This is a genomic window from Luteibacter jiangsuensis (assembly GCF_011742555.1).
In the GTDB taxonomy this organism is placed as follows: Bacteria; Pseudomonadota; Gammaproteobacteria; order Xanthomonadales; family Rhodanobacteraceae; genus Luteibacter; species Luteibacter jiangsuensis.
The window spans coordinates 430426-443946 of the sequence record NZ_JAAQQR010000003.1; the positions used below are offsets into that span (position 1 = coordinate 430426).

General features: G+C 67.5%; 12 protein-coding genes. 9 read left to right on the plus strand and 3 right to left on the minus strand.

Annotated features, from left to right (window positions below):
- Positions 1 to 90 precede the first annotated feature (90 nt).
- The 7 genes from rsgA (at position 91) to HBF26_RS08835 (ending at position 7681) form a co-directional block, all read left to right on the plus strand.
- Entirely contained in the window at positions 91 to 1146 is a 1056-nt protein-coding gene (gene rsgA / locus HBF26_RS08805; protein ID WP_167125099.1) for a ribosome small subunit-dependent GTPase A, read from the plus strand.
- 74 nt (positions 1147 to 1220) lie between these two features.
- Positions 1221 to 3524 carry an autotransporter outer membrane beta-barrel domain-containing protein gene (locus HBF26_RS08810; protein ID WP_167125101.1) on the plus strand — a complete coding sequence of 768 codons (2304 nt, stop codon included), beginning with the start codon at positions 1221 to 1223 and terminating at the stop codon, positions 3522 to 3524.
- Between the two features lie 99 nt (positions 3525 to 3623).
- On the plus strand, positions 3624 to 4025 hold the full coding sequence (locus HBF26_RS08815) for a hypothetical protein (RefSeq protein ID WP_167125103.1): 402 nt from the start codon (positions 3624 to 3626) through the stop codon (positions 4023 to 4025).
- Positions 4022 to 4222 carry a helix-turn-helix transcriptional regulator gene (locus HBF26_RS08820; protein ID WP_167028575.1) on the plus strand — a complete coding sequence of 67 codons (201 nt, stop codon included), beginning with the start codon at positions 4022 to 4024 and terminating at the stop codon, positions 4220 to 4222. The genes HBF26_RS08815 and HBF26_RS08820 overlap by 4 nt, the downstream gene beginning before the upstream one ends.
- Positions 4219 to 5778 (plus strand): alpha/beta hydrolase, encoded by a 1560-nt coding sequence (locus tag HBF26_RS08825; RefSeq protein ID WP_167125105.1) that lies wholly within the window; start codon positions 4219 to 4221, stop codon positions 5776 to 5778. Before HBF26_RS08820 ends, HBF26_RS08825 begins: the two co-directional genes overlap by 4 nt.
- Positions 5775 to 6509, plus strand: coding sequence for an ABC transporter ATP-binding protein (locus HBF26_RS08830; RefSeq protein ID WP_167125107.1), 735 nt, complete (start codon positions 5775 to 5777; stop codon positions 6507 to 6509). The genes HBF26_RS08825 and HBF26_RS08830 overlap by 4 nt, the downstream gene beginning before the upstream one ends.
- The gene (locus HBF26_RS08835) at positions 6506 to 7681 is read left to right on the plus strand and encodes an ABC transporter permease (protein WP_167125109.1); all 1176 of its coding nucleotides are present in this window, start codon (positions 6506 to 6508) and stop codon (positions 7679 to 7681) included. The genes HBF26_RS08830 and HBF26_RS08835 overlap by 4 nt, the downstream gene beginning before the upstream one ends.
- Before the next feature lie 168 nt (positions 7682 to 7849).
- Here the strand turns inward: HBF26_RS08835 and HBF26_RS08840 are convergent, their stop codons facing one another.
- A complete protein-coding gene (locus tag HBF26_RS08840; RefSeq protein ID WP_167125111.1) occupies positions 7850 to 9961 on the minus strand; it encodes a TonB-dependent receptor family protein in 2112 nt (703 codons plus the stop codon).
- A gap of 125 nt (positions 9962 to 10086) precedes the next feature.
- On the opposite strand from HBF26_RS08840, the gene HBF26_RS08845 reads away from it, so the two are divergent.
- Together HBF26_RS08845 and HBF26_RS08850 are read left to right on the plus strand one after the other, a co-directional pair.
- Positions 10087 to 10941: a class I SAM-dependent methyltransferase gene (locus HBF26_RS08845; protein WP_167125113.1), complete on the plus strand. Its 855-nt coding sequence runs from the start codon at positions 10087 to 10089 to the stop codon at positions 10939 to 10941.
- A gap of 56 nt (positions 10942 to 10997) precedes the next feature.
- Entirely contained in the window at positions 10998 to 11564 is a 567-nt protein-coding gene (locus tag HBF26_RS08850) for a pseudouridine synthase (protein WP_167125115.1), read from the plus strand.
- A 190-nt stretch (positions 11565 to 11754) separates the two neighbouring features.
- Here HBF26_RS08850 and dgoD read toward each other — a convergent pair whose 3' ends face one another.
- Positions 11755 to 12906, minus strand: a complete 1152-nt coding sequence (gene dgoD, locus HBF26_RS08855; protein ID WP_167125117.1) for a galactonate dehydratase — start codon at positions 12904 to 12906, stop codon at positions 11755 to 11757.
- Between the two features lie 2 nt (positions 12907 to 12908).
- Positions 12909 to 13520, minus strand: coding sequence for a 2-dehydro-3-deoxy-6-phosphogalactonate aldolase (locus HBF26_RS08860; RefSeq protein ID WP_167125119.1), 612 nt, complete (start codon positions 13518 to 13520; stop codon positions 12909 to 12911).
- Position 13521 lies beyond the last annotated feature (1 nt).

A 13521-nucleotide genomic window follows, 5' to 3' on the forward strand; every position in this document is an offset into this window, starting at 1 on the left:
TCCCGGCGGTCGTGACCCGATCCTAACAGCGTCACCGTGGGGATGCGCCGTTCAGAGCATCTCTGGCCTGCGACCGGGCATAATTCCGCCATGACCGACTCCCCGGACCTGGCGCGCCTGCGCCACATCGGCTGGCGCGACGCTGCCTTGCCCGACGATCCACGCCGCCTTGCGCGCGTGGTGGCGCAGCACCGTGCCGGCTACGAGGTGCACGACGGGTCGACGGCCTTCAACGCCCAGCCCGCGGGTCCGTTCCTCAAGCGCGGGCTGGATCCGTCGCTGCGGCCCGCCGTCGGCGACTTCGTGTTCCTGGACCATGCCAGCCATCCGGTGATCGAAACGGTGCTGCCCCGCCGTTCGGTGCTCACCCGCGCCGCGGCCGGCGAGCGTTACGAGCGGCAGATCATCGCCACGAACATCGATTACGTGCTGGTGCTGACCGGCCTGGACGGCGACTTCAATCCGTCGCGCATCGAACGCTATCTCACTCTGGTCGAAGGTTCCGGCGCACGGCCGGTGGTACTGCTGGGCAAGGCGGATACCGACGTCGATGTGGAAGGCGCGATCGCCACGCTCGTTCCGCGCCTGCCCGCCGATGCCGTGGTGCATGCCGTCAACGCGAAGGACCCGGCCACGGTGGCCCTTCTGGCGCCTTACCTCGGGCCGGGCATGAGCGCCGTGCTGGTCGGCTCGTCCGGCGCGGGCAAGTCCACCCTCACCAACACGCTCCTGGGCGAAGAGCGCATGGCCACCGGCGCCGTGCGTACGCACGATAGCCGCGGCCGCCACACCACCACCCATCGGGCGCTGCTCAGCCTGCCCTCGGGCGGTTGCCTCATCGACACCCCGGGCATGCGCGAGCTGAAACTCACCGGCGAGGAAAACCTCGACCTGTTCGCCGACATCGAGGCGCTTGCCGCGCAATGCCGCTTTGCCGATTGCAGCCATGGCAACGAGCCCGGCTGCGCGATCCAGGCGGCACTCGCGTCCGGCGAATTGTCGCCGCAGCGCTGGCGCAATTACCTCAAGCTGCACGACGAGCGGGAAGAGCAGGCGGCAACGCTCGAGGCGCGTCTGAAGCGCAAGTCCGGGCCCAAGCCAGGCGGTAAACCGAAACGTGGCGGCTGGTCGCGCGACGAGGATTGATTCCCTCTTCCGACATACGCCGTCGGCCCTGATGCCTAACGTTTCCTGCTCCGACCCCAGAGCAAGGAAAGCGCATGGCTTCCAACGTTCCTGCACGCGGCGCAATGGCCGTTGCCATGGCCACCGTTCTGGCTGCGCCAGCAGCCGTTCGGGCGCATCCGAACCGCCTCGTCGTAGCGAGCGAAACGGCGGAGGCGCTCGATCCGGGCGAGATCCTGCGTAGCGCAGGTCCCGGCAGCATGGCGGTGCACGTGGAATCGCAGGCCACGCTCGATGCCGAGGGTGCCGGTTTCTTCAACGATGGCGGCGGCACGCGAGTCGAGCGCGCATTCGGCGCGTTCGTCTCCGATGGGGGTGGGCTCACCCTCGCAGGTGGCCACGTGCGGGTGAGCGGGCCATGGGGCATTGGTGTGCAGGCCCAGGGCAAGGCCAGGGTGGACCTGTCGGGGTCGCTGGTCGAGGTACCGGGCGACGTGGGCATCGGCATCGTCGCGCGGCGTGAAAGCGAGTTCGCGTTCGATGGCCTTACCCTTCGGGCCGACGGACGGCAGGGCGTGGCATTGTCCGTTTGGGGCGATTCGCGTGTCGTGGCGACAGGCAGCCAGGTGTTCGCGAACGGCAGCAGGGGCATCGCACTCTCTATCGAAAGCGGTGAAGCGATCCTGCGCGGGAGCCTGCTGGAAGGCGCGACGGGGCACGCCGTTCGCACGCCCGAACGAGGCGAGGGCGTGGCAGTCGTTCGCATGGAGCACTCCCGTGTACGCGGTCGCATCGAAAGCGGCGCGCCCGGTCTCGCGGTGCATGCCGTGGGCGGCCGCATCGACGGCGACATCGTGCGCGGCGGCACGGGGCGTCTCGACGTGAACCTCATGGAAGGCGCTTGGCATGGCCGCGGTAGCCGGTTGACCACGCTGTCGCTGGCGCGCGCGACGTGGACGCTGACCGATAACAGCGAAGTCGACTCAGTGCGGCTCGAACGCGGCGGCCGGATCGACATCGGTGGCGGACATCCTGCCTTCCGCACACTGCGCGTGGGCGCCTGGCACGCGGAGGCGGGTGCCACGGGCGTTGTTCTCGGAACCCGTCTGGACGCGGGCGGCACACTGCGCCGGCAGGCCACGGGCCGCCTGCTCGTCGGCGGAGATGCCGTGGGGCGCACCGCCCTGCACGTGGCCCACGTCGGGGGACACGGCGCCGACACCGCCGGGCGCGACGGCGCCAACGGACCGGGTGACGGCATCAGTGTCGTGCAGGTCGCCGGCGCGGCGAGCGCCGAATCCTTCCGTCTCGCCGGAGACTACGTGGCCGTGGGGCCATGGCAGTACCGGCTCCGTGCGTTCGGCCCGGAAGCGAGCGATCCGGCGCAACGGCTGGTCGCGGGGAAAGGGGGGTACTGGGACTATCGGCTGCAAAGCGTGCGCACCGGCAAGAACGCACGCGCTTCACTGGTGCCGCAGGTACCCGCCTACCTCGTGCTCGGCCACGCGCTGTTCGGTTATGGCCGCACGGCCATCGACGCGTTGCGCCCGTCGGACGTATCTCCTTCGGACGCGCCGGCCCTTCGCGTCCACACGTTTGGCGGCAATGCCATGTATCGCGGTGCACCGCATACCGCCGACGGCATCGCATACCGACGCACCGATCGCGGGCTGCAAGTCACAGGCGACCTGCTCGTCCACCGCATCGGCGACACCATGCTGCGCACCGGCGCCTCGCTATCCGCAGGCACGGCGCGCGCCACGCCGCGCGTCCTGGACAGCCGAAGCGACCTGCGCGTGACGGCGCGAGGCATCGCGTGGCACGCGGTGCTCAGCGGCGAAGGGGGATGGGAAATCGCCTCCTACTACGCCCACACCCGCTACCGCATCGACGTGCATACACCGTCACGCGGTCAGGTGTTGCCGCGCATGCGTGCGACGACCGACGAGGCGATGGTGTCCTCCGCCTTTCGCTGGCGTCCGACGGAACGCCTGCTCGTCGAACCGGGCGTCTCGCTCCTGTGGCAGCGCCTTGGCGCCGGCCGCGTGGACGACCGCGACGGCATCGATGTGTCGATCGGCGCACCTCGCCGCGTCACCCTTCGCGGTGGCGCCAGGGCCTCGATGTCGTTCCGCCCCGAGGGGCGGATGCTCCGTACCTGGTCACCCTATGTCGACCTTCGCTACAGCGCGGCTCGCGACGCGGGCGCGCATGTACGCGCCGCCGGGGTGCCCCTTCCCGCCGCAAGGGCGGGTCGCCGAGTGGACCTCGCCGCGGGAGTCTCGTTCGAACTCGGCGAACGATGGATCGCCTACGCCAATGCCACGGCCAGCGTCGGGCACGGCCGCCATGCGGAGGCGGGCCGGGGAGTGCGTCTCGGGGCGGCGTGGACATTCTAGGTGTCATGTAAAGCACGCTTGACACAGTCGCCGCGAAGTCGCAGCATGGTGTCAAGCGAGCTTGACATAGGCTCGCAGGGGACCGGACGGGGAAAGCCAATGCGAGCCGTACACAAGCGTTACCTGCGCGAGTTCTTTCCGGCGATGTTCGCCTATGTCGTGCTGATCCTGCTGTCCGTGAGCTGGCTGAAGTCTCTGGAGGGCACGGCCCCGCGCACGGTCGTCACGCTCCTGCCCGTGCTGCCGATCGCCTTCGTCATCCGGGCGATGGTGCGGGTGATCCGCGACCAGGACGAGTTCGAGCGCCGTGTCGACCTGGAGGCCATCGCCATCGGCGGTGCGGTGGGCGGCTTCGGATTTTTCACCTACGGCATGTTGCTGAACGCCAAGGTGATCGCGCAGCCTTCGGCGGAATCCGTGGCGATCTGGGTGTTGCCAGTGCTCATGGGCAGCTTTGGCGTGGCCAAGTGCGCGCTCGGCTGGTACTACCGCTCGCGATGAATAACCGCGTCCGCGAATTGCGCACGTTGTTGGGGTGGTCCCAGGCCGACCTGGGCGACAAGCTCGACGTTTCCCGGCAGACCGTCAACGCGATCGAGACAGGGAAATACGATCCCAGCCTTCCGCTGGCCTTCAAGATAGCCAGGTTGTTCGAAATGCCCATCGAATCCATCTTCACTCCCGGGGAGCAGGCATGAAACGAATGCCACGGATCGCCATGGTGGTCGTCATACTTGCCGCGGCTTTCGGCGTGCGGCAGTGGACACGACACGACGGTACCGACACGGCAACGGGCACCCAGCCCCTCGCCGCCACGAAACCCGCACCGCCGCGCGTCTGGAAACTGGGTTCGCTGGAACTGCGCCCGTGCGAACTCGCGCAACCGCATTCCGGCTTGTCGACCGCCGCGTGGTGCGCGCCTTTCGAGGTGCCGGAAGACCGCTCGCATCCCGAGGGACGGAAGATATCGCTTCGCCTGGCCGTGCTGCGCAGCAGTGCGCAGGTGCCCGCGCCCGACATAGTGACCTTCATCGCGGGAGGTCCCGGCCAGTCGGCGGCGGAAAGTTACACCGTGATCGCTCCCGCGCTGGCGCCGTTGCTCACACATCGCAACGTGCTGTTGCTCGACCAGCGCGGCACGGGCGAATCGAATCCCCTGAGTTGCCGCGACGACGAACCGGGTGTGCCGGGCGGCGCGGAAGACGAGAGCGGCTTCGACGCGGCGGCGGTGCGGAAGGAAACCCTTGCCTGCCTCGACCGTCTTTCGAAAGAGGCCGACGTCCGCTTCTACACGACCACCGACGCGGTCGCCGATCTGGAAGACGTGCGTCGTGCGCTGGGTTCGCCACGCTTCGACATGCTGGGCGTGTCCTATGGCACGCGGGTGGCGCAGCAATACGCCATGCGCCACCCCGACGGACTGCGCACCCTGATCCTGGACGGGATTGCGCCGAACGGCCTGGTGCTCGGCGAGGACTTCGCGGTGAACCTCGACGCCGCGCTCAAGGCACAGTTCGCCCGCTGCCATGCCGACGAGGCCTGCCGCTCGCGCTTCAGCGACCCTTACCAGACGCTTTACCAGTTGAGGGATGCGCTGCGCGCCAACCCGCACAAGGTGAGTTTCCGCGACCCGCAGAACTACGCCTCGGTGCAGCGCGTGCTCAGCGAATATTCGCTGGCGACGGTGGTGCGCATGTTCGCCTATTCGCCCGAAACCGCCGCGCTTCTTCCCTTGTCCATCGATGCCGCCGCGCATGGCGACGTCGGCCCGCTTCTCGGGCAGGCCAAGCTTCTCACCGGCGACCTCGGCGACAGCATGGACGGCGGCATGCAGTATTCGGTGATCTGTTCCGAAGATGCCGACCTGCTGCGGTCGCGGCCGGAAGACAAGGACACCATCCTCGGCGACACCATGATCGAGGCGTTCCGCACCGCCTGTTCGGTGTGGCCGCACGGCACGCGGCCTGCGGACTTTCACCAGCCGCTCAAGAGCGACGTGCCTGCGTTGCTCATGTCCGGGGAGTTCGATCCCGTGACGCCGCCCCGCTACGGCGACGACGTGCTGAAGGGCCTGCCGAACGGACGTCACTTCGTACTGAAGGGGCAGGGCCACAACGTGGTGGCGCGCGGCTGCATGCCCCGCCTGCTGGATCGTTTCATCGACAAGGCCGACGCGAAGGGACTGGATGCCAGCTGTCTCGACCGTCTCGCGCCCTTGCCGGTCTTCGTCGGTTTCAACGGAGCCACCCCATGATCGAAGTCAGGGACCTGCACAAGACGTTCGGCGACGTGCGTGCCGTGAACGGTGTGAGCTTCACGGCGCGCGACGGCGAGATCACCGGCCTGCTCGGGCCCAACGGCGCGGGAAAGACCACCACGCTGCGCATGCTCTACACGCTGATGACACCGGACGCGGGACAGGTGCTCGTCGACGGCGTGGACGCTTCCGTCGATCCGATCGCCGTGCGGCGGCAGCTTGGCGTGCTTCCCGATGCGCGCGGCCTGTACAAACGGCTGACGGCGGCGGAGAACATCGACTACTTCGGCCGGCTGCACGGCGTCCCCGCGGGGCTGCTGCGCGAACGCCGCGAAGCGCTGATCGACGCACTGGAGATGCGCGACATCGCCGGGCGGCGCACCGAAGGGTTCTCGCAGGGCCAGCGGGTGAAGACGGCGATCGCACGTGCGATGGTGCACGACCCGCGCAACGTGTTGCTGGACGAACCCACCAATGGGCTGGACGTCATGGCCACCCGCGCCATGCGGCACTTCATGCATCGCCTGAAGGCCGAGGGCCGTTGCGTGCTGTTCTCCAGCCACATCATGCAGGAGGTCGCCGCGCTGTGCGACCGCATCGTGGTGATCGCGCACGGACGCGTGGTGGCGGACGAGACACCCGACGCGTTGCTGGCGCAGACCGGCGAGACCACGCTCGAGGACGCTTTCGTGAAAATCATCGGAACCGACGAGGGCCTCGCCGCATGAGCGCGTTCACCACCGTCTACTGGAAGGAAGTGCGCGAAAACCTGCGCGACCGGCGCACGCTGATCAACGCGTTGATCACCGGGCCGCTGCTGGGTCCGGTGATGTTCATCATGCTGATGAACGTCATGATCAACCAGCAGCTGTCGAAGTCGGACCGGCCGCTCTCGGTGCCCGTCATCGGTGCCGACCTCGCCCCCAACCTCGTCGGCGCGTTGCGCAGCGCCGGCATCGATGCGGCACCGGCGCTCGCCGATGCGGAAACGGCCGTGCGCGAACAGCGTGCCGACGTGGTCGTACGCATCTCCCCGGCCTATGCGAAGGCCTGGAGCGAGGGGCAGGCCGTGCAGGTGGAGGTGATCTACGACTCCTCGCGGCGGGACGCGTCGACCCCCGTTGCGCGCGTGCGCAATGCCGTGGAGTCATACGGCAAGCGGGAAGGCGCCATGCGCCTCATCGCGCGCGGCATGTCGCCCACCACCGCATGGCCGGTGCAGGTGGCCGAACGCGACCAGGCCACGTCGCAATCGCGGTCCGCGCTCATGTTCTCGTTCCTGCCGTATTTCTTCGTGCTTACCGTGTTCCTGGGCGGCATGTACCTCGCCATCGACCTCACTGCCGGCGAGCGCGAGCGGCAGTCGCTGGAGCCGCTGTTCGTCAATCCGGTGTCGCGCTGGAAGATCCTCGCCGGCAAGCTCGGCGCCATCTGCAGCTTTTCGGTGGTGAGCCTGCTGCTCAGCGTGGCCGCCTTCGCCACCGCGCCGTGGTTCATCCCCACCGACAAGCTGGGCATCGCGCTCGATCTGGGCTTCCGCTTCGGGGCGCAGGTGGTATTGCTGATGCTGCCGTTGATCCTTCTGCTCGCCGCGCTGCAGTCGCTGGTGTCCGCCTTCGCGAAAAGCTATCGCGAGGCGCAGACGTACCTGTCGATCCTGATGATCGTGCCGGTGCTGCCCAGCGCGCTGCTCTCGGTCATCCCCGTGCGCGCGGAGCCGTGGATGTACGCGGTGCCGCTGCTGGGACAGAACCTCGGCATCGTGCAGTTGCTGCGTGGCGACGGCGTGCCCGGCTGGCAGATGGGCCTGTGCCTTGCCGGTGGCTTCGCCGCGGCGATACTGGCCGTATGGGCCACGGCATGGATGTACCGCTCGGAGCGCCTGGCCATCTCGGGCTGATCGAGGGCCGGCTCCCACAGAAGATATTCCTCCATGCAAGGCGAGCACGCTTTGTGTGGGAGCCGCTTCAGCGGCGATGGGTGCTTGTCGCAACCGTGCCCGCTGCCGCGGGATCGCCGGCGAAGCCGGCTCCCACAACGAGCAGCCGGCTCTCACAAGGGAACACAGTTATCGCCAGCGCACGTCCACGCCCACCAGGAAAGTTCTCCCCGGCGCGGGTTCGTAGTAGCGGCCGTTCCCGTCGTTGACGATCACCGAGCCGATCACGTGCCGGTCCGCCACGTTATCCACGCGGGCGAAGGTGTTCACGCGCCACGGACCCTGGTCGAACACATAACCGCCCGAAAGACCGAACAACGCGTATCCGGGTGCCGATTCGGTACCCAGATCGTTTACCGAGGTGGCGCCCATCGCGCTCACATCGAGACTTGCCTGCCATCCCTTCGTGGCGCCATAGCGCAGTGCGGCGTAACCCATGGAGCGCGGGACACCGGGGATGCGCGTGCCGGCCTGTACCGGCGTGTCGGGTGCGGGGCACCCCGCGGAGACGCAGGTCAGGAACGGTGTGCGAAAGCTGGCCTGCAAGTGGGTGTACGACGCGACGACATGCAGATCGTTCGTCAGCTCGTCCTTGAACGATGCCTCGATGCCCTGCCGGCGTGATCGCGCGATGTTCTGGTAAGTCGTGCGGCCACCGAGGTTGGTCGCCACGGCGAGTTCGTCGTCGCTGTCGGCACGGAAGAGCGCAAGGCCCGCCTCCATGCCCTCTGCCGGGCGAAGTTTCAGGCCAAGTTCGGCGTTGCGCGAATGCGACGGCTTGAGGTCGAAGGCGAGGCCCGGGCCTCGATCCGCCCGGTAGCCCAGTTCGGAGAACGTCGGGGTCTCGAAGCCCCGCCCCCAGTTCGCATAGACATGCATCCACGGCGCCGCGCGCCACAGCACGCCGAACACGGGCGTCGTCGCGGAATACTTCACCGTGCCGCTGTCGTCGGGGTTTCCCGGCGCGACATAGCGGTCGCTCGAACGGAAGCGCACCTCGCTGTGCCGCGCACCCCCCATTAGCGTCCAGTCGTCGGCTACGCGCCAGGTGGCCTGCGCATACTGGTCGAAGTCGAACACGCGATCGATCTCGTCGCGGCGCTTCCTGCCGCGCACGCCCAGCGCATCGCCCACGAAGTTCTCGTAGCCCTGCCGATGCTGTTCCTGATTGTCATACGCGACGCCGGCGGCCAGCTCGAAGGGGCGCCCGGCAAGCGTGTCGCTCCAGGTCCAGCGCACGTCGCCGCCGCCATAGTCGTTCGACAGGTCCACCACGCCGCCCGAATTCCCGGGCTGCGAGACCTGGGTAGCCACGGGAATCGACAGGTACTGGGTCACGCCGCGCTGTCCGTAGTAACCCATGACGCGAAGACGGTTGGCGTCGTCGATACGCTGGTCGTAAATGAGGCCCGCCTGCTGCTGGTCGGCCGACTTGCGCGTGTCGAACGTCTTCGCCGCGGCGGCCACCTGGCGCGGGTCGGCCTGGTACTGCGCACGGGTGAGTCCGAGCGGGTCCTGCGCGTCCGGCACATCGAGCGTGTTGACCACGAGGGTGAGCTTCGCGTCGTCGTCGATCTTCCAGCCGATCTTGGCGTTGCCCGATTCCCGGCGCGCGGCACTGTGGTCCCGGTAGCCGCTGGTGCGGAAGTGGGTGAAGTCGACGTTGTAGTCCACCGGCCCTTCCACACCCCTGGCATTTACCGACGCCCTGAGGTTGCCGTTGCTGCCCCCCGCGACGCCGAAGCGTAGTTCGGGGGGATCGGTGCCGTCGGCGGTGAATACCTGCACGACGCCTCCCGAAGCGTTTCCGTAGAGTGCCGAGAAGGGACCGCGCAGCACTTCCACGCGATCGGCCGAATCCAGGTTGAAGTGCGACACCTGCCCCTGGCCGTCCGGCATGCTGGCGGGGATGCCGTCCGTATAGAGGCGCACCCCGCGGATGCCGAACGTGGAACGGGCACCGAATCCGCGAATCGAAACCTGCGCATCCTGGGCATAGTTCTGCCGGTCGCGCGCCACGATGCCGGGGATGGCCTGCACGCGCTCCGAGAGGTTCACGTCGAGCGAGCCGTCCGGTGGAGTTGCCGCCACGTCGATGGCGGCAGGGATGTCGTAAGGGGCCTGCGCGGTGCGGGTGGCCGTGACCACGACCGGAGCGAGCCGGGCCTCCTGCGCCGCGGCCGTCGCGCACAGCGCGAAGAAGATGGCGCCAGCCAGGGGGCGGGCGTGATGCAGTGGCATGTGCGGCTTCCCGGGGGACGTGGGGAGACAATGATGCTTAAGGAAGTGTATGCGTTATCTCAAGGCGGCGGGCGCGCCCGGTCGTGCTAGCCTTCCCGCCCACCCCCACAGGAAGCGGCGTCGTCATGAAGAAATTCGCGAAGAAGTTCATCGTTGCCAATGTGATCGGCCTCGTGGCCTCCGTCGTGGCCGTTGCCTATGACGTCGACCAGCCCAGGCAGACCACGCCGCCGGCCAGTGCGGGGCAGGTGGCCTCCGCCCAGCTTCAGCAGGCCGTGAACGGCAGCTGGCGCTCGGAAAAGAACAAGGCCCGCGACCCCTATCGCCACCCGGCTCAGACACTCGGCTTTTTCGGCATCCGGCCCGACATGACCGTGATCGAGATCTGGCCGTCCGGTGGCTGGTTCACCGAGGTCATCGCGCCGTTCCTCAACGCCAACGGTCACTACATCGGCGCCGTGCCGAACGGGTCCAAGAGCAAGCTGGCGCTGGAGAACAAGTTCAAGTTTGACCAGGCGCACTACGGCAACGCGAAGCTTCTCGAATTCGACGACAAGGCGCCAAACCTCGGCCCGGAAGGCTCGGCCGACATGGTGCTGACCTTCCGCAACGTGCACAACTGGGCCGCCGACGGCAACGCCGAAACCATGTTCAAGGCGTTCTACAAGGTGCTGAAGCCGGGTGGCGTGCTGGGTGTGGAAGACCATCGCGCCGATAAGGGCAAGACGCTCGACCAGGTGGTCAACACGGGCTACCTGCCCACGGATTACGTCATCAAGCTGGCGACCGACGCGGGCTTCAAGCTCGACGGGCAGAGCGAAATCAACGCGAACCCGAAGGACAACCACGATCACCCGAAGGGCGTCTGGACGTTGCCGCCCACCTATGAACTGGGTGAGCAGGACAAGGCGAAGTACGCGGCGATCGGCGAGTCCGACCGCATGACGCTCCGCTTCGTGAAGCCCGCCACCGCAAAGTGACGCGTGCGACACCGGATCGCGCCGTGCAAGGTCACGGCGCGCGGAGGATGTGCTGAGTGCTGGTGGCGTTGAACAAGCCCTTCGGCGTGCTCTGCCAGTTCACGGGCGAAGCCGGCCGGCGCACGCTGGCCGACTTCGTGCCGCAGAAGGGCGTATACGCAGCCGGCCGGCTCGACCAGGACAGCGAAGGGCTGTTGCTGCTGACGGACGACGGAGCGCTGCAGCACCGTCTCGCCGATCCCAAGCACAAGCAACCGAAGACCTATGTGGTTCAGGTGGAAGGGTCGCCTTCGGAAGAAGCGCTCGAACGCCTGCGTCGCGGCGTGGTGCTGAAAGACGGCCCCACGTTGCCGGCCGGTGTCGAGGCCATCGATGAACCCGAATGGCTATGGCCGCGCGATCCGCCGGTCCGCTACCGCAAGACTGTGCCGGATGCGTGGCTTCGCATTGTCTTGCGCGAGGGCCGCAACCGTCAGGTACGCCGCATGACCGCCGCGGTGGGCCTGCCGACGCTGCGTCTGATCCGCGAAGCCGTGGGCGGCTATCGGCTGGATGGACTGGCGCCGGGCGAGGTGCGGGTGATCGATGCGCGGGTAGCCGCGGCAGGTCCGAATCGCCGCTGAAGCGGCTCCCACACAAAGCTCGCATGTTTGTAAGGAAACCTCGGTGCTTGCGGAGGTCTTCTGTGGGAGCCGGCTAACCGGCTCCCACACAGAGCTCGCATGCTTGTGAGGAAACCTCTGTGTGTGAGGAGGTCTTCTGTGGGAGCCGGCTATGCCGGCGATCCCGCGGCAACGGGCATCGTGCCCGCAATCACCACTCCGCCACGGACCCATCCGGATGCCGCCACAGCGGGTTGCGCCAATCGGCGGCGGCGCGGCTGCGTTCGATCACCAGTTCCTCGTTGACCTCGATGCCGAGGCCCGGCGCGGTGAACGGTTTCGCGTAGCCGCCGTCGTCGAGCGCCAGCGCCTCCTTGTTGAGCACGTAGTCCAGTACTTCGCCGCCGCGGTTGTAATGGATGCCCATGCTCTGTTCCTGCAGCGTGGCATTCCAGCTGACGAAGTCGGCGTGCAGGCAGGAGGCGAGCGCGATGGGGCCGAGCGGACAGTGCGGCGCGAAGGCCACGTCGTAGGCTTCCGCCATCGCCGCGATGCGCACGCACTCGGTAATGCCGCCGGCATGCGACAGGTCGGGCTGCACGATGGCGATGCCGCCGCGCTCCAGCACGTGCTTGAATTCGAAGCGCGAGTACATGCGCTCGCCGGCGGCGAGGGGAATGGACGTCTGCGCGGCGATGCGCGGGTAGTACTCGGCCTGTTCCGCGAGCACCGGTTCCTCGATGAAGAGCGGTCGGAACGGTTCCAGTTCCTTCACCAGCACCTTCGCCATGGGCGCGGAAACACGGCCGTGGAAATCGAGACCGAACTCGATCGTGTTGCCGAAGGCCTCGCGAATTTCCGCTACCCGCGCCACGGCATCGTCCACGGCTTTGCTCGACCCGATCATGCCCATCTCTTCGCAACCGTTCATCTTGAACGTGTCGAAGCCGTGCGCGAGGCGCTCGCGGATCTGCGCGATGACGTCGGCGGGACGGTCACCACCCACCCAGCAATAGGTCTTCATGCGGTCGCGTACGCGGCCGCCAAGCAGTTCGAACACCGGCGCGCCGAGGGCCTTGCCCTTGATGTCCCACAGGGCCTGGTCGATGCCGGCGATGGCGCTCATGAACACGGCGCCCCCGCGATAGAAACCCCCGCGGTACATGGTCTGCCAGAGGTCGTTGATGCGCGAGGGGTCCTTGCCGATCACATACTCGGACAACTCGTGCACCGCCGCCTCGACGGTGCGCGCGCGACCTTCGATCACGGGCTCGCCCCAGCCGACGATGCCTTCGTCGGTTTCCATCTTCAGGAACATCCAGCGAGGCGGGACGCGATAGGTGGTGATGCGGGTGATCTTCATGCTTATACCGAGCGATAGGCTTTGACGAAGGCCTGCGCGCGCTCACGCGTGCGCGATACCGGCTGTCCCGCTTTATACAGGTCGCCGCCCAACCCTGCACCGATACAGCCGGCGTCGAGGAACTGGCCGATGTTCTCGGGCGTGACGCCTCCCACGGCGAGCAGGGGCACGTCGGGAGGCAGGACGGCACGGATCGCCTTCACGTAGCCCGGCCCCCATTGCGACGCCGGGAACAGCTTCAGTGATTGCGCGCCCGCCGCCAGCGCGACGAAGGCCTCGCTGGGCGTGGTGAAGCCGATGGACGTATACATGCCGCGCTCGCGGCCGCGACGGACCACGGAGGCATCGGTGTTGGGCGTGACCAGCAGGTGGCCCCCGAGATCGGCCACGGCATCCACGGCATCCGGCGTGAGCACAGTGCCGGCACCCACGAGGGCGCGGTCGCCGGCCGCCTCGAGTGCCAGCGGGATGCTGCGCTGCCAGTCGGGCGAATTGAGCGGTACTTCGATGGCGTCGAAGCCGGCTTCGAGCAATGCCTCGACATGAGCGACCACCTCGTCCGGGGTAATGCCGCGGAGGATGGCGATGAGGGGTAGGGCGGTGGGCCAGGCCATG